The following is a 23,215-nucleotide window of genomic DNA, read 5'->3' as shown; positions in this document are numbered from 1 at the left end:
TGAAGGTTTTGGCTGCACCTGCTTGCCCGTTGGCGGGCGAGTAAGGCCAGTACATCGATGTCGGTATCAGTGCAGCGGCTTAGATGCTCCAGCGAGCACTCAGCAGACGATCATTCAACAGTGCCGGGTCAAGGGGTTTGGGGCGGCGCGCCAAGGCGCTGTGGAACTGCTCCAGGGCCTCGATCAGACGCTGTTCCAGGATCGGCAGCAGTTGCGCTTGGGCGCTGCCTTCGCCATAGGCGATCTGACTGTCCTCGGCAAAAATGCCGTGGAGCATCTCCTGTGCCTTCAACGCGGCCAGGACCGGCTTGAGCGCATAGTCCACGGCGAGCATGTGAGCGATGCTGCCGCCAGTGGCCATGGGCAGTACCACTTTGTGACTCAAGGCGCGCTCGGGTAGTAGGTCGAGCAGGGATTTCAAGGCCCCGGAGAACGAGGCCTTGTACACCGGGGTGGCGATGACCAGGCCGTCGGCGTTTTCAATTTGTTGCAGCAGGTCGACAATCTGCGGGCTGCCAAAGCGTGCATGGAGCAGGTCTTCGGCGTTGAAGTCGCGGATTTGGTAGCTCACGACTTCGATGCCTTGCTGGTTAAGCCAGCGTTTGGCGTGGTCCAGCAATACCCCGGAGCGTGATCGCTGGCTGGGGCTTCCTCCGAGTGTCACGACCAGCATGAAGGTCTTTCCTCAAACGTGTGTCGGCGATTCGCGGTCTGCGATCTCGCTGGTTTGGGCAGACCTTACCAGTCAATTTATATGTCTATAAATCTTATTTTTTCATTTATTTATTCTTTAAAGGAATATAAAACAAAAGTTTCGGACACAATTCAAGGCCGTCGAAACGGCCTCGAATTGTGGTTTTGTGAATGGCGCCGGTTGCGCTCGCCACAGGCCCCGGCGGGTCTTTCAGCGATTAGGCTGCGGCGTCAGGCGCAGGTAGGGTTTTACCGTGCGATAGCCTTTCGGGAAACGTCTGTTGATTTCCTCTTCGTCCTTGAGCGACGGTACGATCACCACGTCGTCACCGTCCTGCCAGTTGGCGGGCGTGGCGACCTTGTGGTTGTCGGTCAACTGCAGCGAGTCGATCACCCGCAGAATCTCGTGGAAATTGCGCCCGGTGCTCGCCGGGTAGGTGATGGTCAGCCGGATTTTCTTGCTCGGATCGATCACAAACAACGAGCGTACAGTGAGGGTGTCGCTGGCATTGGGGTGGATCAGGTCATACAGGTCCGAGACCTTGCGATCGGCATCGGCCAGGATCGGGAAGTTGACGATGGTGTTCTGGGTCTCGTTGATGTCCTCGATCCACTTGTGATGCGAGTCCACCGGGTCCACGGACAAGGCGATAGCCTTGACGCCGCGCTGGGCGAATTGCTCCTGGAGCTTGGCGGTAAAGCCCAGCTCGGTGGTGCATACTGGGGTGAAGTCCGCCGGATGGGAAAACAGCACGCCCCAGCTGTCGCCGAGCCACTGGTGGAAACGAATCCTGCCGGCGCTGGAGTCCTGTTCGAAATCGGGGGCGATGTCGCCGAGTCTGAGGCTCACGGGTTGCTCCTAGAGGGAAAAGTTGAAGGTCTTACTGTGCCCGTTGCCGGATTGACTTTAAAAGAAAAAATGTCGATTTATTTAGACGATAAAGAAATATTAAAAACTTGTTCATTGGACGCCGGGCACGACCGGGGGCACTCTTGTCCACAGCCTGTGAGAGGGCTAAGGAGAGGTAATGAGCGGCACGCCGTGAAATAGGACGTTGGCGTGGAAGTTGAAGCTGTAATAAGTAGTGCTGTGCAAAACGTGAAGCACCCAGCCCGGCATAGCGCCGGGCTGGGTGTGGATCTTGAACCCGGAAGGCTGCGCGCTTACAGCAGTGGGATCGAATAGTTGACGATCAGGCGGTTTTCGTCCTGGTCGCGTTGACCCGGAATATCGTTACGCCACATGGCGTTTCTCCAAACGAAACCCAGGTTCTTGAAGGTGCCTTGCGGTATCACATAAGCCAGAGTCAGGTCGCGCTCCCATTCGGTGCCACCCGTACCCAAGGTACGGACCTGGGCGGCACCGACGTTACCGGCGGTGTCGATGTTGTTGCCGCGCAGGTAGATGATACCGGCGGTCAGACCCGGTACCCCGACCTTGGCGAAATCATAGCCGTAGCGGGCCTGCCAGGTGCGCTCGCCGGCGCGGCCGAACTTCTGGATCTGCATTTCGGTGATGGTAGTGTTCGACGAGCCGTCACCCTGGTTCAGCCAAGGGAAGTCGCTGTTGCCCTTGCTGTACTGGTAGCCGCCGCCGAAGGTGTGACCTTCAACCGAGTACAGGGCCAGGTAGCTGTATAGATCGTTGTCGACTTTGCCCTTGGTGTTGCTGGCGAAGGGCTTGTTGTCATAGTAACCATTGGTGAAGTAGGCGGAGGTATCGCCATTGGCACCGTCGTCGCGGCTGCGGTAGTAACGCAGGTCGCTTTTCAGGACGCCGGGTCCGATGGACCAGTTGTGTACCAGGCCCAGGAAGTTCTGCGAGTAGAAGTCTTTCAGCTCACCGTAGTAGTACGAAGCGGTCAGGTCCTTGGTGATCTTATAGTCGGCACCACCGTAATAGAACTTGTTGCTGCGCCGACCGGCCGCGGTCGGGCTGTTCGCGCCGGCAATGGACAGTCCTTCGGTGTTGCTGGAGTTACGGCCCTTGGCGTGTTCGATCTGGCCGGCGGTCAAGGTCAGGTCTTTGATTTCGTTCGAGGTGATCTGGCCGCCCTGGAAGGTTTGCGGTAGCAGACGACCATCGTTGGACTTGATGACCGGGTTGTTTGGCTGCAGGGTACCGATCTTCAGTTCGGTCTGAGAAACCTTGACCTTGCCGGTCAAACCCAGGCTGGCGAAGTCGTTGACGGCTTTGCCATTGGAGTCGCTCGGGAACACGGTGCCGCCGTAGGACGTCGAGGTCGCGCCGTTGGTACCACCCCCTGAATCCAGGCGCACACCCAACAGGCCAATGGCATCGATACCGAAGCCGACGGTACCTTGGGTGTAGCCGGAGATGAAGCGCAGATCGAAACCTTGGCCCCATTCTTCGTTCTTGCTCTGAACGCCACTCGCCCTGGCCTTGGTGCTGCCGGCATCGGAGTCGCGGTTATCGGTATTGATGTAGAAGTTGCGCACACCCAGAGTGGCCTTGCTGTCTTCGATAAAACCTGCGGCATTTGCCTGCTGCGCCAAAACCCCTACGGCCACAGCCACGGCCAAAGTGGATTTGTTCATGGATCTTGCTCCTCTTACTGCTAATTTTTTAAATCTTGATTCGATATTTAAGTCATTTTTGCTACAAATTTATCAGCCATAACCAAACTGTGACTGCATAGTCAATTTCAATCATCCATACTGACCACCTGGGTTTAACCGGCACCGTTGGGCCGGCGCAGGGTAATGATTTTCATATACAGCTAAAAATACTTATTTTTTTGTTTTTTATATTTTTATGGAATATTGCGCGCCGCCGTGCATCGCAACCACGGGCTTTTTGTGATCACGAGACTAATTCATTAAAAGTATTTGTTACTGATTTTTTATAACAAAATTCGAAATTTATAGGCTGTATGTGCCGTTTTTTAGGATGAAAGCGACAAAATCACGACTAAATGAGGTGCCTCTTATTATTTCAACGCAGAAATTTTCACATAAAATTGACATGTATTTGTCATATTCAAGCGTTCGATTTCGCTCGTTAACTCTAAGATGAATCGTGGATTGCAGATTATGAGGGGCATTTTTTCTATTCGATTGAATATAAAAATTTACCTTGTCGTTTTTTTGAGTGTTTTTCGAGGCGTGTTTCCGCTCATAAGCTAATGCAAATAAGTTATTTATTTTTAATTTATTAGATCAATTAGTCTTCTCGACACGCCGACTCCTGGCCACCTGTTGAGGGGCTTCTCCCATGAAAATGCATTTTTCACTCCGCTTGCTGGCGGTGTTTTCCCTGGTCGGAGCGAGCTGGTTTGTACAGGCTGCCGACGTCACGATTGCCTACCAGACCACCGTTGATCCGGCGAAAGTAGCCCAGGCCGACGGATCTTATGAAAACGCCACCCACGCCAAGATCGATTGGCGCAAATTCGATAATGGCGCCGACATCATTGCCGCCATCGCTTCGGGCGACGTGCAGATCGGTTACCTTGGTTCCAGCCCGCTGACAGCAGCCATTACCCGCCGGGTGCCAGTCGAGACCTTCTTGATCGCGACCCAGATCGGTGCTGCCGAAGCCCTGGTGGCCCGCGATGGCTCCGGGATCAATTCGCCCCAGGATCTGATCGGCAAGAAAGTTGCCGTGCCTTTTGTCTCCACCGCGCACTACAGTCTGCTGGCCGCGCTGAAGCATTGGAATATCGACCCTTCGAAGGTGCAGATTCTCAACGTCGCACCACCGGCCATCATGGCTGCCTGGAAGCGTGGTGATATCGACGCTAGCTATGTATGGGACCCAGCCTTGGGTGTCGCCAAGGAAAACGGCAAGGTGCTGATCACTTCCGGTGATCTGGCCAAATTCGGTGCGCCGACCTTCGACGCCTGGATCGTGCGCAAGGACTTTGCCGAGCAGCACCCGGAGATCGTCAAGGCGTTCGCCAAAGTTACCCTTGATGCCTATGCGCACTACCAAAAGGACCCACAGGCCTGGCTGGCTGACAAAGACAACGTCGACAAGCTGGTGAAACTCTCTGGTGCCAAGGCCGCGGATATTCCATCGCTGCTGCAAGGCAACGTCTACCCGCTGGCGGCTGACCAGGTCACCGTGCTCGGCCAATCGACCGTCCAGGCCATTACCGACACGGCAGCCTTCCTGAAAGAGCAGGGCAAGGTCGAAGCGATACTGGCGGACTATGCCCCGTATGTCAGCGCCAAGTTTATTACCCGCTGATTGACCGACTAGCCCGCGACTGAGGAGCCCATCGCCATGGCCTTGTTACAGCTGGAGCGCATCGGCGCACAGTATCCCGGTGCGGCCCAACCGGTGCTGTCGGATATTTCCCTCCGCCTGGGGCCGCGGCAACTCTGTGTGGCCCTCGGTCCGTCAGGTAGTGGCAAGACGTCTCTGTTGAATCTGATCGCCGGGTTCGTCGAACCCAGCGCGGGGCGCATTACCCTTGACGGTGTGACCGTCAAGGGCCCGAGCGCCGAGCGTGGCGTGGTGTTTCAGGACGACGCGTTGCTGCCCTGGCAGGATGTGCTGGCCAACGTCGGTTTCGGCCTGGAACTGGCGGGTGTGCCTCGGGAGCGGCGCGAAACTCGCGCCCGGGAAATGCTCGCCCTGGTCGACCTGACAGGTTTCGACAGCCGGCGAATCTGGCAGTTGTCCGGCGGCCAGAGGCAGCGTGTCGGCCTCGCTCGCGCCTTGGCGGCTGATCCCCGGGTATTGCTGATGGACGAGCCGTTCGGCGCCCTTGATGCCTTTACTCGCGAACAGATGCAGGAGCTGTTGCTGCAAGTGTGCAAGCGCACCGCCAAGCCAGTGTTCCTGATTACCCACGATATTGAAGAAGCGGTTTTTCTCGCCACCGACCTGATTCTGCTGGCGCCCAATCCGGGACAGATCGTCGAGCGCCTCAGCCTGGATTTCGGCCAGCGCTACAGTGCCGGCGAGTCCGCGCGGGCAATCAAGTCCGACCCGCGTTTTATCGAGACCCGCGAGCATGTGCTGGCCCGTGTGTTCTCTCAACGCAACGCCGCGTCGCGGCAGGAGTTCATATGAGCAGTTATGAATTGCCGGTGGCCGTGACCGTCAAGCCCACCGCGCCCGTGGTGCGCCGCAGCCTGAGCACCCGCTGGATCAGTGTGTTGACGCTGCTGACCCTGGTGCTGCTGTGGTGGGCCGTTACGGCGTTCGGTGTGATCGAGCCACTGTTTCTGCCGCCGCCTTCGGCGGTTCTGGAAAAAGGCCGGTTGCTGGTGACCAAGGGTTATATGGATGCGACCTTGTGGCAGCACCTCGGTGCGAGCCTCGGACGGATCGGCGTGGCCCTGGGTGTTGCCGTGCTGACGGCTATCCCGGTGGGTATCGCCATCGGCTACAACCGAGTTGCGCGGGGCATTCTCGATCCGTTGATCGAGTTCTACCGGCCGATTCCACCGCTGGCCTACCTGCCGCTGATTGTGATTTGGTGCGGTATCGGCGAGCTGTCGAAAGTGCTGTTGATTTACTTGGCAATCTTTGCCCCGATTGCCATTGCGACCGCAACCGGTGTGCGTACCGTCGATCCGGTCAAGCTCCGGGCGGCCTTGTCCTTGGGGGCGACCAAGACTCAACTGATCCGCCATGTGATCCTGCCCAGCGCCTTGGCGGACATTCTCACCGGTGTGCGCATCGGCCTGGGCGTCGGTTGGTCGACGCTGGTCGCGGCGGAGCTGATTGCTGCGACCAGCGGCTTGGGCTTCATGGTCCAGTCGGCGGCGCAGTTCCTAGTGACCGATGTGGTGGTGTTGGGAATCTTGGTGATCGCCTTTATCGCCTTCGCCATGGAGATGGGCCTGCGCGCCCTGCAACGCAAGCTGGTGCCGTGGCACGGCCAGGCTCACTGACGATCCTTGACGTCCTGAGCCCTGTAGTGAAACAAGCCGACTGCCGTCACGTATTTGAAGAGAACGACCATGAGCCTGACTATTACTCCCCTGAGCGCTGCCCTGGGGGCCCAGATCGACGGTATCGAGCTGAACCGGCCATTGGGCATCGAGCGGCGTGACGCCATCGAACAGGCGTTGCTCAAGTACCAAGTGCTGTTCTTTCGCAACCAAGCGCTGAGCCCGCGACAGCAGGCGGCGTTCGCGGCGAATTTCGGTGATCTGCATATTCACCCGATCTACCCCAATGTGCCGGAGCAACCACAGGTGATGGTCCTCGATACGGCGATCACGGATGTGCGGGACAACGCGATCTGGCACACCGACGTGACCTTCCTGCCGACCCCGGCGCTCGGCGCGGTGCTCAGTGCCAGGCAGGTGCCGGCTTATGGCGGCGATACGTTGTGGGCCAGCGGGATTGCCGCGTGGGAGGCCTTGTCGGTGCCCTTGCAGCGGTTGTTAGACGGATTGACGGCCACCCATGATTTTACTCAATCGTTCCCCTTAGAGCGTTTTGGCAGTACCCCCCAAGACCTGGCGCGTTGGGAAGAAACCCGCAAGAAGCACCCACCGCTGTCTCATCCGGTGATTCGCCGGCACCCGGTGAATGGACGCAAGGCGTTGTTCGTCAACCAAGGATTCACCACCCGCATCAACGAGTTGGAGGCAGCGGAAAGTGCGGCGATTCTCAAGCTGTTGTTCGCCCACGCCACCCGCCCGGAGTTCACTATCCGTTGGCGCTGGCAGCAAAACGATGTGGCGTTCTGGGACAACCGGGTGACCCAGCATTACGCCGTGGACGATTATCGACCGAACCGGCGAGTGATGCATCGGGCGACGATTCTCGGCGATGTGCCGTTCTGACCGGTGTGTCCGTCAGAGCGGCGTTTCACGCTTGGGCAAATACGGTGGCAGGTATAGCCCCAGATACGCATCGAATACCCGCATGCCTTCCTCGGCCATGCGTGGGGTGATCTGGTCGTGCACTTGCACCGACCGTGCATAGACCCGATCTCCCAACTCCATTGCCAGCGCAAACACGTCGACATCGGTGGGCAATGTCGGCAGCTCGAAGTGGCGAATAAACAGCTTGTGCATCAGGTCTCCCAGTTCGACATCGTGTTGGCGGTCGGCCTGGCTAACTTCGGTCAACCCGTGCTGGGTGAGGATCAACTGGCGCGCAGCGGCATCTTCGCTGTAGATGTTCAACATCCGTTGTTCCACCAACCGTGACAGATCGTGCCAGGTGTCCAGGCTGACATGGTCGATCGGTTCCTCCAGGCTGGCGCGGAACGCCGCGTGGACATCGGCGGTGAGGGCTTCGAGCAGCGCTGGCACACTGGCGAAGAAGTGATAGACCGAAGAGGGCGGAATTTGCGCGTGCTCGGCCACGCTATAGATCGACAGACTGGCCACGCCTTCGTCGGCCAGCAGAGTACGAGCGGCGTCGAGGATCGAATCGATCCGCCCCTGGCTGCGTGCGCGGGGTTTGCGAGCGGTGGCGAGGCGAGTCATGGGGTTCTCCGGCAAAGATGGCGGGCATTGTGCGCGAGGACGGTTTGGTGGTGCCTTGTGGCGTTTCGATAAGCCCGCTTGCCACAAGGGCATGGAAAAGCCATGGGCCGAGGCCCACGGCGTTTTTCTTTATTAGCGCAACCGCTTACACGGTGTGCAGGTACCAGTTGTATTCGAGGTCGGAGATGGAGTGTTCGAATTCCTCCAGCTCGCTCTCTTTACAGGCCACGAAGATATCGATGTACTTCGGATCGATGTACTTGGCCATGATCTCGCTGTCGTCCAGCTCGCGTAGGGCATCACGCAGGTTGTTCGGCAGGCTCTGCTCGTTCTGCTCATAGCTGTTGCCTTCGACCGGGGCGCCTGGCTCGATCTTGTTGGTCAGACCGTGGTGCACGCCTGCCAGGACCGAAGCCATCAGCAAGTACGGGTTGGCATCGGCGCCGGCGACACGGTGTTCGATACGCACGGCATCGGCAGAGCCGGTCGGCACGCGAATTGCCACGGTACGGTTGTCCAGGCCCCAGCACGGCGAATTCGGTACATAGAACTGTGCGCCGAAACGACGGTAGGAGTTGACGTTCGGGCAGAGGAAGGCCATCTGGGCCGGTAGGGTCTCGAGCACACCGCCGATTGCGTGACGCAGCGCGGCGTTCTGCTCGGGATCCTCACTGGCGAAGATGTTCTTGCCTTCCTTGTCGAGTACCGAAATATGGACGTGTAGCCCGTTGCCCGCCTGCCCAGGGTAAGGCTTGGCCATGAAGGTCGTGTCCATCTCATGGTCGTAGGCGATGTTCTTGATCAGGCGTTTGAGCAGCACCGCGTAATCGCAGGCCTTGATCGGATCAGCCACGTGGTGCAGGTTCACTTCGAACTGTGCCGGGGCACTTTCCTTGACGATGGCGTCAGCCGGGATGCCTTGCTCTTTGGCACCTTCCAGGATGTCCTGGAGGCAGTCGACGTATTCGTCGAGGTCGTCGATCAGGTAGACCTGTGTCGAGTGCGGGCGTTTGCCGGAGATCGGCGAACGGGGTGGTTGTGGGCGACCGTTCACGTTCTCCTGGTCGATCAGGTAGAACTCGAGTTCGAAGGCGGCGCAGATAGTCAGGCCCAGGTCGTCAAATTTGCTGACAACTTGGCGGAGCACTTCGCGGGGGTCGGCGAAGAAAGGTGCACCTTCGAGTTCGTGCATGGTCATCAGCAGTTGCGCGGTGGGGCGCTTTTGCCAGGGTTCATTGCACAGGGTGTCAGGGATTGGATAACAGATTCGGTCGGCATCACCGATGTCCAGGCCCAGGCCGGTGCTTTCTACCGTCGAGCCATTGATATCCAGGGCAAAAAGAGAGGCCGGCAGGTTGATGCCTTTCTCGTAAACCTTATGGAGGCTGGTGCGTTCGATGCGCTTGCCGCGCACCACACCATTCATATCCGCAATAAGAAGGTCTACGTACAGAACCTCAGGATGATCCTTAAGGAACGCGTTCGCTTCGTTAAGCTGAACGGCACGCGGGGGTACCGACATGATGCAACACCTTTGTTGTTAAAAATATCAATCATTGATCTTTTCTGGTTTCAGTCAACCCGAACGGCTTGCCGAAGTCAAGCAAGGCATTTTTTGTGCTGAGAAAGCACCGCAGAGCCTTTTTTCAGGCGTTTTTGGGCGTTTTTTGCCTCTGCGTCTCTTTGGGTCCTGCAGGCTTGAGCGGGCCGTGTAGGATCTTTTATGGGGTGTTGTGTAAAAAAATGAACAAGGCTAAGCTCGATTAAAACCCATGACAGCAATAATACCGGGGTGCTTCATGTCTCGCCTGCCGTTAATCGGCATCACCGCCTGCTCCAGACAGGAAGGTTTGCATGCTTATCACATCAGCGGCGATAAGTACGCCCGTGCGGTCGCTATCGCGGCCAAGGGCTTGCCGCTGACCCTCCCGTCCCTGGCGGATCTGTTCGCACCGTCGGATATTTTGGACGGTATCGATGGTCTTCTTTTTACCGGCTCTGCCTCCAACGTAGCCCCTCATTTGTACGACGGACCGGCCAGCGCGCCGGGCACTGTTCATGATTTTGCGCGGGACCGCGCCACCCTGCCGCTGATTCGCGCCGCCGTGGCTGCGGGTATCCCGGTGTTCGGCATCTGCCGCGGCTTCCAGGAAATGAATGTGGCGTTCGATGGCAGCCTGCATCAGAAGGTTCATGAAGTGGGAACCTTCATGGATCATCGTGAGGATGAGAGCCAGCCGCTGGAGGTCCAGTACGGTCTCGCGCACGCGGTGCAGGTCGAACCCGGCGGTGTCCTGGCGGGCCTGGGCCTGCCAGCCGAGTTCCAGGTCAATTCGCTCCACAGCCAGGGCGTCGACCGCCTGGGGCCTGCCCTGCGGGTGGAGGCACGGGCTCCGGACGGCCTGATCGAGGCCGTCTCGGTGACAGCCAGCGCAGCTTTTGCTTTGGGTGTGCAATGGCATCCGGAATGGCAGGTCCAGTCCAACCCCGTCTACCTGGCGATTTTCCAGGCATTTGGCGATGCCTGTCGAAAGCGGGCAAGACAACGCGACGCAGATGCGTCAATGAAGGCCTGACTTCTATTATGTAGGTCAGGAAACCTAGCCCAGAGGCACTTATGAGCAACAACCTCGACCAGCTCACCGATTGGTTGAAAGACCACAAGATCACAGAAGTCGAATGCATGATTGGCGATCTCACCGGGATCACCCGGGGCAAGATCTCGCCGACCAATAAGTTCATTGCCGAAAAAGGCATGCGCTTGCCCGAGAGCGTGCTGCTGCAGACCGTGACCGGCGATTATGTCGAAGACGACATCTATTACCAATTGCTCGATCCGGCGGACATCGACATGATCTGCCGCCCCGACAGCAACGCGGTGTACCTGGTGCCCTGGGCCATCGAGCCCACCGCCCAGGTGATCCACGACACCTACGACAAGCAGGGCAACCCCATCGAGCTGTCGCCGCGCAACGTGCTCAAAAAAGTCCTGAAACTCTATGCCGACAAGGGCTGGCAGCCGATCGTGGCGCCGGAAATGGAGTTCTACCTGACCAAACGTTGCGAAGACCCGGACTTTCCGTTGCAGCCGCCCATTGGTCGCTCCGGTCGCCCGGAAACCGGCCGCCAGTCATTCTCCATCGAGGCGGCCAACGAATTCGACCCGCTGTTCGAAGACGTCTACGACTGGTGCGAGTTGCAGGAACTAGACCTTGACACGCTGATCCACGAAGACGGCACGGCGCAGATGGAAATCAACTTCCGTCACGGCGATGCCCTGTCCCTGGCCGACCAGATCCTGGTGTTCAAGCGCACCATGCGCGAGGCAGCGCTCAAACACAACGTGGCCGCGACCTTCATGGCCAAGCCGATGACCGGCGAACCCGGTAGTGCGATGCACCTGCACCAGAGCATCGTCGATATCGAGACCGGCAGGAACATCTTCTCCAATGAGGACGGGACCAAGAGCGAGCTGTTCCTCAACCATATCGGCGGTCTGCAAAAGCTGATCCCTGAGCTGTTGCCGCTGTTCGCGCCGAACGTCAACTCGTTCCGCCGCTTCCTGCCGGACACTTCGGCGCCGGTGAACGTGGAGTGGGGTGAAGAGAACCGTACCGTGGGCCTGCGGGTTCCCGATGCCGTGCCGCAGAATCGTCGGGTGGAAAATCGCCTGCCGGGAGCCGATGCCAACCCGTATCTGGCGATTGCCGCCAGCCTGCTGTGTGGCTACATCGGCATGGTCGAGGGCATGACGCCCAGCGCGCCGGTAGTCGGTCGCGGTTACGAGCGCCGCAACCTGCGCCTGCCGCTGACCATCGAAGACGCCCTGGAGCGGATGGAAAACAGCAAGACCATCGAGAAGTACCTGGGCCGTAAATTCATCACGGGCTACGTCGCGCTCAAGCGGGCCGAGCATGAAAACTTCAAGCGCGTCATCAGTTCGTGGGAGCGGGAATTCCTGCTCTTCGCCGTCTGATGCGTCGGGCGCGGCGGTTCATAGTCGCGTCCGCACTGTTATCCAGGAGAACCGTATGACCAGCAACAACCCGCAAACCCTTGCGTGGCAAGCCCTCAGCAGCGATCACCACCTGGCCCCCTTCAGTGACTTCAAGCAGTTGAAAGAGAAAGGCCCGCGCATCATCACTAACGCCAAGGGCGTTTACCTCTGGGACAGTGAAGGCAACAAGATCCTCGACGGCATGGCCGGCCTGTGGTGCGTGGCCATCGGTTACGGGCGCGACGAATTGGCCGACGCCGCCAGCAAGCAAATGCGCGAGCTGCCTTACTACAACCTGTTCTTCCAGACCGCCCATCCGCCGGTACTGGAACTGGCCAAGGCCATCGCCGATATCGCCCCCGAAGGCATGAACCACGTGTTCTTCACCGGCTCCGGCTCCGAAGGCAATGACACCATGTTGCGCATGGTTCGCCATTACTGGGCGATCAAGGGCCAGGCGAAAAAGAAAACCATCATCAGCCGCAAGAACGGTTATCACGGTTCCACCGTGGCCGGCGCGAGCCTGGGTGGCATGACCTACATGCACGAACAGGGCGATCTGCCGATCCCCGGCATCGTCCATATTGCGCAGCCTTACTGGTTCGGTGAGGGCGGTGACATGAGCCCCGAAGCGTTCGGCATCTGGGCGGCCAACCAACTGGAAGAAAAAATTCTCGAGCTTGGCGTGGACACCGTGGGGGCCTTTATCGCCGAGCCGATCCAGGGGGCTGGCGGTGTGATCGTACCGCCAGACAGCTACTGGCCACGGATCAAGGAAATCCTCGCCAAATACGACATCCTGTTTGTCGCCGACGAGGTGATTTGTGGCTTCGGGCGCACCGGTGAGTGGTTCGGTAGCGATTTCTACGGCCTCAAGCCGCACATGATGACCATCGCCAAGGGCCTGACCTCCGGCTACATCCCCATGGGTGGCCTGATCGTGCGTGACGACGTGGTCGCGGTCCTCAACGAAGGCGGCGATTTCAACCACGGGTTCACCTACTCCGGGCATCCGGTGGCGGCGGCGGTGGCGTTGGAAAATATCCGTATCCTGCGCGATGAGAAAATTATCGAGAACGTCCACGCCGAAACGGCACCCTATTTGCAAAAACGCCTGCGGGAACTGAACGATCACCCGCTGGTGGGTGAAGTTCGCGGTGTGGGTCTGTTGGGGGCTATCGAGCTGGTCAAGGACAAGGCCACCCGTGCGCGGTACGCCGGCAAGGGGGTCGGTATGATCTGCCGGCAGTTCTGCTTCAACAATGGCCTGATCATGCGTGCCGTCGGCGACACCATGATCATTGCCCCGCCGCTGGTGATCGGCAAGGCCGAGATCGACGAGTTGGTGACCAAGGCGCGTCGATGCCTGGACCTGACCCTCAGTGCGTTGCAGGGCTAGGTGCTAGGCTTTTAACGCAAGTGCGGTGTAGATACTTTTGCTCGAAACGATCAGAAAAGCGGGTCTTTCCTTGAAAGCCCACCTGTGATCTTGCCAGACTACCCACTGTTTCGAGTTGCCTGGGAATCGGTCGCCGAACAGCGGGTTTAAAAAAAGAAAAATTGGAGCATGACGCATGAAGGCATTAGGTTTTAATAACACCGGCAAGGCTCTCCTTGCCTTGTCTTTGCTGGGCGCGATGGGTGCCGCTCAGGCCGATGACAAGGTGCTGCACATCTATAACTGGTCCGACTACATTGCCCCGGACACCATCGCGAACTTTGAAAAAGAGTCCGGGATCAAGGTGGTCTACGATGTATTCGACAGCAACGAAACCCTGGAAGCCAAGTTGCTGGCCGGCAAGTCCGGTTATGACATCGTGGTGCCGTCCAATAACTTCCTGGCCAAGCAGATCAAAGCGGGCGTCTATCAGGCGCTGGACAAGTCCAAGCTGTCCAACTACGACAACCTCAACAAGTCGCTGTTAAAGGCGGTGTCGATCAGCGACCCGGACAATAAGCATGCGTTCCCGTATATGTGGGGCTCGATCGGCATCGGCTACAACCCGCAGAAGGTCAAGGCGGTGTTGGGCGTGGACAAGATCGATTCATGGGACATCCTGCTCAAGCCGGAAAACATTGCCAAGCTCAAGAGCTGTGGCGTGAGCTTCCTCGATTCGCCGACCGAGATGTTGCCGGTAGCCCTGCACTACCTGGGCCTGCCGACCGACAGCCAGAAGAAGGAGGACATCAAGAAAGCCGAGGATCTGTTCCTGAAGATTCGTCCTTCGATCACCTACTTCCACTCCTCCAAATACATTTCCGATCTGGCCAACGGCAATATCTGCGTCGCCGTCGGTTACTCGGGCGACGTCCAGCAGGCCAAGTCCCGTGCCGCCGAAGCCGGTGACAAGGTTAAGGTCGCCTACGACATTCCGAAGGAAGGCGCCGGCAGCTTCTACGACATGGTCGCCATTCCCAAGGACGCGGAAAACGTCGAGGGTGCCTACAAGTTCATGAACTACTTGCTCAAACCGCAAGTCATGGCCTCGATCACCGACAGCGTGCGTTTCCCGAACGGCAACGAGAAGGCAACCGCCCTGGTCGACAAGAGCATCACCAGCGATCCTGGCATCTATCCGCCCGCCGACGTACAGGCCAAGCTTTATGCCATCGCCGACCTGCCGGCGGCGACCCAGCGTGAGCTGACCCGCAGTTGGACCAAGATCAAGTCGGGTAAATAATCCGCTCCACTTGTGGGGCCCGGGCAAGCCCGGCCCCCCCACAAGGTACACGCCTATCGACAGAAAACTTTGCTGGATCGGTTTATCGAGGGTAAGTTGCGCGCCGGTTTTGTCACCGGGTGGTTTGACGCCATGTGACCGGGGCAACTCAGGCCCAACTAATGAGAGGACCTGCGAGTGTCTATTTCTTTGTTTCGCAAAGCCATGCTGGTCGGTGCCGGCCTGACGTTGACCGTCAGTATCCAGGCCGCGCCCACCGTGCATATTTATAACTGGTCCGATTATATCGGCGAGAGCACTTTGGCTGACTTCGAGAAGGCGACCGGCATCAAGCCGGTCTATGACGTCTTCGATTCCAATGAAACCCTGGAAGGCAAGTTGCTGGCCGGGCATACCGGCTATGACGTAGTCGTGCCGTCCAACCACTTCCTCGGCAAGCAGATCAAGGCCGGCGCCTTCCAGAAGCTCGACAAGTCGCAATTGCCCAACTACGCCAACCTCGATCCGCTGTTGCTCAAGCGCCTGGAGAAGAACGATCCGGGTAACCAGTACGCCGTGCCGTACCTCTGGGGCACCAATGGCATTGGCTATAACGTCGAGAAGGTCAAGGCGGCGCTGGGTGTCGACAAGATCGACTCCTGGGCGGTGCTGTTCGAGCCGCAGAACATCGAGAAGCTTTCCGGTTGTGGCGTGGCCTTCCTCGATTCGGCCGATGAAATGCTCCCGGCGGTGCTGAACTATATGGGCCTGAGCCCCAACAGCACCGATGAAAAGGATTACCGGCGGGCTGAAGAGAAGTTGCTCAAGGTACGGCCATACATCACCTATTTCAACTCGTCCAAGTACATTTCGGATCTGGCCAACGGTGAGATTTGCATAGCGGCTGGCTTCTCCGGCGACATCTTCCAGGCCAGGAAACGCGCCCAAGAGGCGAAGAAAGGCGTGGATATCGCCTACGTGATTCCCAAGGAAGGCGCTAACCTCTGGTTCGATATGCTGGCGATTCCCAAGGACGCCGGTAATGCCAAAGAGGCTCATGCTTTCATCAATTATCTGCTGCAACCTGAAGCCATCGCCCAGGTCAGTGATTATGTCGGCTATGCCAACCCGAACCCGAAGGCTGGTGAATTGATGGATCAATCCGTGCGCACCGACGAAGCGGTTTACCCACCGCAAACGGTGGTGGACAAGCTGTATGTCAATTCTGAGCTACCCCCGAAAATCCAACGTTTGATGACCCGTAGCTGGACCAAGGTGAAGTCGGGCAAGTAGTCCGCCGGGGCCTTCGGGTCAAACTATCCAATGCCGGGCTGTCTTGGCCTCGCGGTTAAATTTTGTTGGGAGTTTTGCAAATGGCTGTTGCCTCCGGCGCCTATAAGAAAGCCCTCGAGGGCGATCAATCACCCAAGCAGGTGTTGGTCAAGATCGACCGGGTCACAAAGAAGTTCGACGAAACGATTGCCGTGGACGATGTGTCCCTGGACATCAAGAAGGGCGAGATCTTCGCCCTGCTCGGGGGCTCGGGTTCGGGTAAATCCACCTTGCTGCGCATGCTCGCAGGTTTTGAGCGGCCGACCGAAGGTCGGATCTACCTCGATGGCGTGGACATCACCGAGATGCCACCCTACGAGCGGCCAATCAACATGATGTTTCAGTCCTATGCGTTATTCCCGCACATGACCGTGGCGCAGAACATCGCTTTCGGTCTGCAACAAGACAAGATCCCGAAAGCCGAGGTCGATGCCCGCGTGGCCGAAATGCTCAAGTTGGTGCAAATGAGCCAGTATGCCAAGCGCAAGCCGCACCAGCTCTCCGGCGGCCAGCGCCAGCGCGTGGCCCTGGCCCGTTCCCTGGCCAAGCGACCGAAGCTGTTGCTGCTCGACGAGCCCATGGGGGCTCTGGACAAGAAGTTGCGTTCGCAGATGCAGCTTGAGCTTGTCGAGATCATCGAACGCGTCGGCGTGACCTGCGTCATGGTGACCCACGATCAGGAAGAGGCCATGACCATGGCCGAGCGGATCGCGATCATGCACCTGGGCTGGATCGCCCAGATCGGTAGCCCGATTGATATCTATGAAACCCCGACCAGCCGGCTGGTCTGCGAGTTTATCGGCAACGTCAATATCTTCGAAGGCTCGGTGGTCGATGACGCCGAAGGTTATGCGCGGATCACCAGTCCCGAACTGGAGCGCAATATCTACGTCGGTCACGGCGTAAGCACGTCGGTCCAGGACAAGAGTGTGACCTACGCGATTCGTCCGGAGAAGCTGCTGGTCACCACGACGCCGCCGCAGTGTGAGTACAACTGGTCACGCGGCAAGGTACACGATATCGCCTACCTGGGCGGTCACTCGGTGTTCTACGTCGAGCTGCCAAGTGGCAAGCTGGTACAGTCCTTTGTCGCCAACGCTGAACGCCAGGGCGCGCGGCCGACCTGGGGCGACGAAGTATACGTCTGGTGGGAAGACGACAGCGGCGTGGTACTGCGTTCATGAACCTGCGAAAGCTCAAGCGCCGTCTGCATCGAATAACCCCCTCTGGCCGTCATGCGGTCATCGGGATCCCTTTCCTCTGGTTGTTCCTGTTCTTCATGTTGCCGTTCTTCATCGTCCTGAAGATCAGCTTTGCTGAAGCGGATGTGGCGATTCCGCCGTATACCGAGATCTACACCTTCGTCGAACAGAAGATGCAACTGGTCCTCAACCTCGGCAACTATTCGATGCTGGGCGACGATGGCCTGTACCTCGCGGCGTACCTCGGCTCGCTGAAGATGGCCTTGTTCAGCACGCTGCTGTGCCTGCTGATCGGCTACCCGATGGCCTACGCCATCGCTAGCGCCCGCAAGGAATTGCAGACCGTGTTGGTGCTGCTGATTATGATGCCGACCTGGACCGCGATTCTGATCCGCGTCTATGCCTGGATGGGCATTCTCAGCAACAACGGGTTGCTCAACGCGTTCCTGATGTGGACCGGGCTGATCGATGAGCCGCTGCAGATCCTCAATACCAACCTGGCGGTGTATATCGGCGTGGTGTATTCCTATCTGCCGTTCATGATCCTGCCGCTGTACGCCAACCTCGTGAAGCACGACTACAGTCTGCTGGAGGCCGCGTCCGACCTGGGTTCGAGCCGCTTCAACAGCTTCTGGAAGATCACCGTGCCACTGTCGAAGAATGGCATCATCGCCGGCTGCATGCTGGTGTTCATTCCGGTGGTGGGTGAGTTCGTGATTCCCGAGCTGCTTGGCGGTCCGGAAACCCTGATGATCGGTAAAGTGCTTTGGCAAGAATTCTTCAATAACCGTGACTGGCCGGTGGCGTCCGCGCTCGCGGTGGTGATGCTGGCGATCCTGATCGTGCCGATCATTCTGTTCAACCGCAGTCAGGCTAAAGAAATGGAGGGCAAGGAATGAGGCGCTTCAGTTTTTCCAACCTGATGCTGGTACTGGGCCTGGTGTTCATCTACCTGCCGATGCTGATTCTGGTGATCTACTCGTTCAACGCCTCCAAACTGGTGACGGTCTGGGGCGGCTGGTCGGTGAAGTGGTACGTCGGCCTGCTGGATAACAGCCAACTGATGGGCTCGGTTGCCCGCTCGCTGGAAATCGCCTGCTACACCGCGATTGCGGCGGTGGCGCTGGGCACCCTGGCGGCGTTCGTCCTGACCCGTATCACCCGCTTCAAAGGCCGCACCCTGTTCGGTGGCCTGGTCACGGCGCCGTTGGTGATGCCGGAGGTGATTACCGGTCTGTCGCTGTTGCTGCTGTTCGTGGCCATGGCGCAGATGATCGGCTGGCCCCAGGAGCGTGGCATCGTCACCATCTGGATCGCCCATACCACGTTCTGCGCGGCCTATGTGGCGGTGGTGGTATCGGCGCGGCTGCGCGAGCTTGACCTGTCCATCGAGGAAGCGGCCATGGACCTCGGCGCACGCCCGTGGAAGGTGTTCTTCCTGATCACCATCCCGATGATCGCGCCCTCGCTGGCGGCGGGCGGCATGATGTCTTTCGCCTTGTCCCTGGATGACCTGGTACTGGCCAGCTTCGTTTCGGGTCCAGGTTCCACCACCTTGCCGATGGAAGTGTTCTCGGCGGTGCGCCTGGGCGTGAAGCCGGAAATCAACGCGGTGGCCAGCCTGATCCTGCTGGCGGTGTCGCTGGTGACTTTTCTGGTCTGGTACTTCAGTCGCCAGGCCGAGGAGCGCCGCAAGAAGGCTATCCAGCAAGCCATCGAGGAAGGGGCGGCCAACTCCTGGAAACAGCCGGACGTGCGTCGCGCGCCTGCCACCGAGGCCGTGTAGCCCTCAAAAGCCTCGCGGGCCAGCGGGAATGCCAATCGCCTGCACCCACGGGGCTCTGGGTCTTACCCCGCAATCAGGTAAGCCTCGGAGCTGGGAGGGTGGCGCCGCGGCAGTTGCGCCGGCATTTTGTCGGTTTGGCGGGTTAAAACGTATTTCGTCTGGAATGATTCCGATAGGACTGAATTAAGACTAAACTTAGTCCTGTCAATTCGAGGCGAAGACTCCTTATGAAATATTCCTCACAGATCCGACCGATCAGCTACTTGAAAAGCCATACGGCAGAAATCGTCAAGTCCATCACCGAAAGTCGTGAGCCGTTGTTGATCACCCAGAATGGCGAAGCCAAGCTCGTTGTCATGGATGTGCGAAGCTATGAAGAGCATGAAGAGACAATGGCGCTCTTGAAGCTATTGGCGCTGGGTAACAAAGAAATAGAGCAAGGCCACTTCCGTAGCGCGCAAGAGCTCTTCGCAGAGCTGGATGAGATTGAAGAATAATGAAGGTGGATGTCGTCATTCTTCGATCGGCGGAAATCGATTTGAAGGAACTCAGGAGTTACCTGCTGAGAAATTTCTCCGCACAAGCCTGGAATGATAGCTACGGCAAGCTCAAGGACACGATTGGTCATTTGGCGATGTCGCCCTATGCAGGTTCTGTCCCGACGGAAATCGAAAAGCTCCACCTGAACCAATACGGCCAGGCTGTATCGGGCTTGAATCGCATCATCTATGAGCTGCGTGGTGAGAAAATCTACATTCATATTATTGCTGATACACGCAAGAACTTGCCTGATTTATTGGTCAAGCGGTTGATGCGCGTTGATCGGTAAACAGCGGCGATCAGGGATTATTTGGCCGGTATCAGCTTGAGTACGCCGTGGGTATTGGCCGAGACCTCGACTTCGTTTATATGCGCCTGCTCGTACCCGCCTTCGATATAGGTTTGGGCCTGGTCGCTGTAATGCTTGTCGAACAGCACCCCGCTCTGTCCCACCGGGTTGATGGTCAGGCCGTGACCTGGGTCGGCGAAGTCGATCAAGCGTCGGGTCGACGGACCATAGGTCACCCGCCAGGGCGCCGGGCCGATTTTCGCCGAGAGGTTGTTCGGTACTTCGTGGCTGCCCGGCGCCTCGAATGGGCCGACATTGAACAACCGGTCCAGCGGCTTCTGCCGTCCCAGTGGATGGCCGTGGGTCAGGGTATGGGCCTTGCCCCACGTCCAGGCGGCCGAGTCGTCGCCATAGGTGGTCCTGAGATGGGCCAGTGTCGCCTGCCAGGCGCGTTTCACCGTGTCGGCGCGGTTGCCGTTCCACCAGGGCGAATGTTCATCGGCTGCCAGGCGCGGCAACGCGGCGTCCACCACCCGGGTGTTGAGCAGCGTGTTGAAGTAGTCGTCGCCGAGCTTGTCATGCATGGCCGCGTGGGCCAGTTCGTAGAGAAACTGGTTGAACAGCGTGGCGCTGGTGGAGCTGATCGGGTAATCGCCCTTCCACATCGCCAACTGTTCTACCAGCTTCAGCTCGGTCGGGTTCTTCGCCGCTTCGCGTAGCGTCGGCAGTAATGGCCTGAGCAGTCGTGGGCCATAGTCGGTGGTGGTGCCCAGTTGCAGTTTCTGGCTGTTCTCCAGACTCCAGCGCACGCTGGTATCGGCCAGTTGTCGGTTCAGTTGCTGGCCGCGATCGGCGAGGTTGTAATAACCGGGAATGACCATGCCGGTGGGTGATACCGGCTGGGTGTTGGCCGAAACGATATAGCCGCGTGCCGGGTTCTCTTCCTGGGGATTGGCGCTGAAGGGATAGAAGCCGTCCTGGTCGGCGTCGCGGGTGCTGCCATCGAGGATAAAGGCCGGGTTGACCCCTGCCGGGCGCCTGGGCAGCAACGCCGCGCTCCACCCGCCGATATCGCCCTTGGCGTTGGCCCATATCAGGTTCAGGCCGGGCGCCTGGATCTTGCTGGCGGCGTCGCGCGCCTTGTCCAGCGTATCGGCGCGGTTGAGTTCGTAGAAACCCTGGAGAATCGGGTTCGGGGTTTCGAGAAAGGCCCACCACATGGCGATTGGCCTGGCCCCGGCGTTGGCCCCGATCACGTCGTTGACGATCGGTCCGTGGGGCGACTGGAGCAGGGTAATCGTCACTGGCGACTGACCCTTGACTGCGATCTGCTGTTCGCTGCGAGTCATCTCGACCCACTGGCCGTGGTACCAGACCTGGTTGGGGTTGTCGGGATTGGTCTTCTCGGCGATCAGGTCCAGGTCATCGTTCTGGAACATGGTCAGGCTCCAGCCGAAGGCCGGATTGTTGCCAAGAAAGGCGAACGGCACCAATGCCTGGTGGTAACCGTACAACTCAAAATTGGGCGCCGACAGTTGTGCCTCGTACCACACCGCCGGGGTCGAGAAACCGATATGCGGGTCGCCCGCCAGCAACGGCTTGCCGCTTTTGGTCCGGCTGCCCGATACCGCCCAGGCGTTGCTGCCTTCGAACTGCGCCACTCCGGCATCGCGCAGGGCTTGATCGCTCAGCCGGGCCAGCGCGCCGAGGCCTTTCCAGTCGGCATCGGCCAACGGCGTCGGGGAGCCGAGCGCGCCCTGGGGACGCCACTCCAGATCGAACACCTTCAGGTAGTCGGCGCCCAGTTTGTCCCGCACATAGGTCAGCAGCGGTTCGGTGCGCAATGCAGTGGCGAAACTGTAGGCCATGTAGCCGGCGACGCTGATGGTATCTTCGGCGGTAAAGGGCCTGCGCTCGATGCCCAGCACGTCGAACTCCAGCGGCCTGGCATGACTGGCCTGGTACTGGTTGATACCGTCCAGATAGGCTTGCAGTGCGTTCCAGGCCGGGGATTGTTTGTCCAGTTCGGCGACATAACGGTCGGCGCGATCACGGATGCGCAGGCTGCGCAACAGCTTGTCGGTTTCCAGGGTCTTGGGACCGAGGACCTCGGACAGCTCGCCGCGTGCCAGGCGCCGGATGATTTCCATCTGGAACAAGCGGTCCTGGGCATGCACATAACCCAGGGCACGATACAGGTCGGTCTCGTTCTCGGCACGGATATGCGGCACACCGCGCTCGTCGTAACGCACGGTGACCGGCCCATGCAGATTGCCCAGCGTGACCTGGCCCTGACGCGTCGGCAGTTTGCCCTGGACGTACCAGGTACCCCCGCCGGCCAGGGCGACGACCAAGACGACGAGAATGATCAGGCTGCGTTTCATGCGGGGTTCCTTGTGCGGGCCAGGGCTGCCGGTACGGTCGGGAAGGATCATCACCGGTCGGGCTGGATATGCATTGGGCAAAGACAGGATTTTTTCATGGTACACAGCGTTTGTAGCTTTTTGCTTACTGTGTTGTAGAAGTAGGGTCTCGCTATTTTTTTGTTCCTATCTTTGACGTCGCGAAAGTGGGTAAGTCTCGCGCTTATGCCCATGACAGTCTCTGGTATTTCTCCGGGCTCGTATGGCCGAGTCAGCGTGAGTGGAGCAGAAATTGATCAACAGCACTCGCCACACGGGTCATTAGGTACCCGGCGACCACTGGCAATAACACCCTACGGCCATATTGTTTGTTGCACTGACCGTGCGCCCTTCGCTCAGGGCTTGCAGGATCGGCTCGATAAAGCTGTTGCTGGAATTGCAGGTGGCGCCCTGGCTGTAGGGACCGAAGTAGGCGAGCTGGCCATCGCGGTCCCAGATCGCCACCGCGGGGCTGACCGTCAGGTGTTCGGCACCGGGGAGGCGCGCCAGTGGACGAATGGCGCCCAGAGTGGTGGGAAGTTGGCCATGGGTGCCGGGTTTTTGCACCGAATAGAAGTCCACGCCCAAGGGCGCGAAATGCGCGATCAGTTCGCCCAGGTGCTGTTGGTTGCCGACATTGCAGGGGCAGGTCGGGTCCCAGAAATGCACCAGGCGGATTCTGCCCGGGCCGGCCAGGTCTGCCGGCAGGCTGAGGCGGTCGCCGGCGAACAGCGCGGTCTGGTCGCTGAAGGCACGGATATAGCGGCCCTGGAACCAGTCGTAGGCCAGCCACAGTCCCGCCGCGCAAACCACGGCGAGCAGGCCGCTGAGCAATGTCTTGTGACGAGTCTTGGGCATGGCGATTGGGTCCTTGAAAGTCGTGTAGCTT

At 58.8% G+C, this 23,215-nt stretch carries 21 protein-coding genes; 14 read left to right on the top strand and 7 right to left on the bottom strand.

Features of this window, described 5'->3' with window-relative positions; all coding sequences use genetic code 11:
• Positions 1-79: 79 nt before the first annotated feature.
• The 3 genes from ssuE to AWM79_RS15420 form a co-directional block, all read right to left on the bottom strand.
• On the bottom strand, positions 80-673 hold the full coding sequence (gene ssuE / locus AWM79_RS15430; RefSeq protein ID WP_017132573.1) for an NADPH-dependent FMN reductase: 594 nt from the start codon (positions 671-673) through the stop codon (positions 80-82).
• Positions 674-904: 231 nt separating this feature from the next.
• Positions 905-1,543 carry a peroxiredoxin gene (locus AWM79_RS15425; RefSeq protein WP_017132572.1) on the bottom strand — a complete coding sequence of 213 codons (639 nt, stop codon included), beginning with the start codon at positions 1,541-1,543 and terminating at the stop codon, positions 905-907.
• Between the two features lie 314 nt (positions 1,544-1,857).
• Positions 1,858-3,252, bottom strand: a complete 1,395-nt coding sequence (locus AWM79_RS15420) for an OprD family porin (RefSeq protein ID WP_060783189.1) — start codon at positions 3,250-3,252, stop codon at positions 1,858-1,860.
• Between the two features lie 676 nt (positions 3,253-3,928).
• Between AWM79_RS15420 and tauA the strand changes: the two genes are divergently transcribed.
• From tauA to tauD, 4 genes are all read left to right on the top strand, one after another.
• On the top strand, positions 3,929-4,906 hold the full coding sequence (gene tauA, locus AWM79_RS15415) for a taurine ABC transporter substrate-binding protein (protein WP_060783188.1): 978 nt from the start codon (positions 3,929-3,931) through the stop codon (positions 4,904-4,906).
• 36 nt (positions 4,907-4,942) lie between these two features.
• Entirely contained in the window at positions 4,943-5,737 is a 795-nt protein-coding gene (gene tauB, locus AWM79_RS15410) for a taurine ABC transporter ATP-binding subunit (RefSeq protein WP_017132569.1), read from the top strand.
• Entirely contained in the window at positions 5,734-6,564 is an 831-nt protein-coding gene (gene tauC, locus AWM79_RS15405) for a taurine ABC transporter permease TauC (RefSeq protein ID WP_017132568.1), read from the top strand. Before tauB ends, tauC begins: the two co-directional genes overlap by 4 nt.
• 69 nt (positions 6,565-6,633) lie before the next feature.
• Positions 6,634-7,467 (top strand): taurine dioxygenase, encoded by an 834-nt coding sequence (tauD, locus tag AWM79_RS15400; protein ID WP_017132567.1) that lies wholly within the window; start codon positions 6,634-6,636, stop codon positions 7,465-7,467.
• A 12-nt stretch (positions 7,468-7,479) separates the two neighbouring features.
• Here tauD and AWM79_RS15395 read toward each other — a convergent pair whose 3' ends face one another.
• Both AWM79_RS15395 and AWM79_RS15390 read right to left on the bottom strand, forming a co-directional pair.
• Positions 7,480-8,118, bottom strand: a complete 639-nt coding sequence (locus AWM79_RS15395) for a TetR/AcrR family transcriptional regulator (protein WP_017132566.1) — start codon at positions 8,116-8,118, stop codon at positions 7,480-7,482.
• A 145-nt stretch (positions 8,119-8,263) separates the two neighbouring features.
• A complete protein-coding gene (locus tag AWM79_RS15390) occupies positions 8,264-9,640 on the bottom strand; it encodes a glutamine synthetase family protein (RefSeq protein ID WP_026013237.1) in 1,377 nt (458 codons plus the stop codon).
• Positions 9,641-9,917: 277 nt separating this feature from the next.
• Here AWM79_RS15390 and AWM79_RS15385 point away from each other — a divergent pair, with 277 nt between their 5' ends.
• The 10 genes from AWM79_RS15385 to AWM79_RS15340 all read left to right on the top strand — a co-directional run bounded on the left by AWM79_RS15385 (position 9,918) and on the right by AWM79_RS15340 (position 19,924).
• Positions 9,918-10,694 carry a gamma-glutamyl-gamma-aminobutyrate hydrolase family protein gene (locus AWM79_RS15385; protein WP_017132564.1) on the top strand — a complete coding sequence of 259 codons (777 nt, stop codon included), beginning with the start codon at positions 9,918-9,920 and terminating at the stop codon, positions 10,692-10,694.
• A 41-nt stretch (positions 10,695-10,735) separates the two neighbouring features.
• Positions 10,736-12,094 (top strand): glutamine synthetase family protein, encoded by a 1,359-nt coding sequence (locus AWM79_RS15380; RefSeq protein ID WP_017132563.1) that lies wholly within the window; start codon positions 10,736-10,738, stop codon positions 12,092-12,094.
• A gap of 55 nt (positions 12,095-12,149) precedes the next feature.
• Positions 12,150-13,514 (top strand): aspartate aminotransferase family protein, encoded by a 1,365-nt coding sequence (locus AWM79_RS15375; protein WP_017132562.1) that lies wholly within the window; start codon positions 12,150-12,152, stop codon positions 13,512-13,514.
• A 175-nt stretch (positions 13,515-13,689) separates the two neighbouring features.
• Entirely contained in the window at positions 13,690-14,796 is a 1,107-nt protein-coding gene (locus AWM79_RS15370) for a polyamine ABC transporter substrate-binding protein (RefSeq protein WP_017132560.1), read from the top strand.
• A 177-nt stretch (positions 14,797-14,973) separates the two neighbouring features.
• Positions 14,974-16,068: a polyamine ABC transporter substrate-binding protein gene (locus AWM79_RS15365; protein ID WP_060783187.1), complete on the top strand. Its 1,095-nt coding sequence runs from the start codon at positions 14,974-14,976 to the stop codon at positions 16,066-16,068.
• Between the two features lie 80 nt (positions 16,069-16,148).
• A complete protein-coding gene (locus AWM79_RS15360; protein WP_017132558.1) occupies positions 16,149-17,291 on the top strand; it encodes an ABC transporter ATP-binding protein in 1,143 nt (380 codons plus the stop codon).
• Entirely contained in the window at positions 17,288-18,208 is a 921-nt protein-coding gene (locus tag AWM79_RS15355) for an ABC transporter permease subunit (protein WP_017132557.1), read from the top strand. The genes AWM79_RS15360 and AWM79_RS15355 overlap by 4 nt, the downstream gene beginning before the upstream one ends.
• On the top strand, positions 18,205-19,095 hold the full coding sequence (locus AWM79_RS15350) for an ABC transporter permease subunit (protein WP_017132556.1): 891 nt from the start codon (positions 18,205-18,207) through the stop codon (positions 19,093-19,095). The genes AWM79_RS15355 and AWM79_RS15350 overlap by 4 nt, the downstream gene beginning before the upstream one ends.
• A 227-nt stretch (positions 19,096-19,322) precedes the next feature.
• Complete coding sequence (locus AWM79_RS15345) at positions 19,323-19,592, top strand: type II toxin-antitoxin system Phd/YefM family antitoxin (protein WP_017132555.1); 270 nt, start codon at positions 19,323-19,325, stop codon at positions 19,590-19,592.
• Entirely contained in the window at positions 19,592-19,924 is a 333-nt protein-coding gene (locus tag AWM79_RS15340; RefSeq protein ID WP_017132554.1) for a type II toxin-antitoxin system RelE/ParE family toxin, read from the top strand. The genes AWM79_RS15345 and AWM79_RS15340 overlap by 1 nt, the downstream gene beginning before the upstream one ends.
• A 17-nt stretch (positions 19,925-19,941) precedes the next feature.
• Here the strand turns inward: AWM79_RS15340 and AWM79_RS15335 are convergent, their stop codons facing one another.
• Positions 19,942-22,308, bottom strand: coding sequence for a penicillin acylase family protein (locus tag AWM79_RS15335; RefSeq protein WP_060783186.1), 2,367 nt, complete (start codon positions 22,306-22,308; stop codon positions 19,942-19,944).
• 300 nt (positions 22,309-22,608) lie between these two features.
• A complete protein-coding gene (locus AWM79_RS15330; protein WP_017132552.1) occupies positions 22,609-23,184 on the bottom strand; it encodes a DUF6436 domain-containing protein in 576 nt (191 codons plus the stop codon).
• Positions 23,185-23,215: the final 31 nt, after the last annotated feature.

Origin of the sequence: Pseudomonas agarici, assembly GCF_001543125.1 — a bacterium.
Classification (GTDB): Bacteria; Pseudomonadota; Gammaproteobacteria; order Pseudomonadales; family Pseudomonadaceae; genus Aquipseudomonas; species Aquipseudomonas agarici.
The sequence above is the reverse complement of the archived record's forward strand: the minus strand, read 5'-3'. Positions and strand labels throughout refer to the sequence as shown.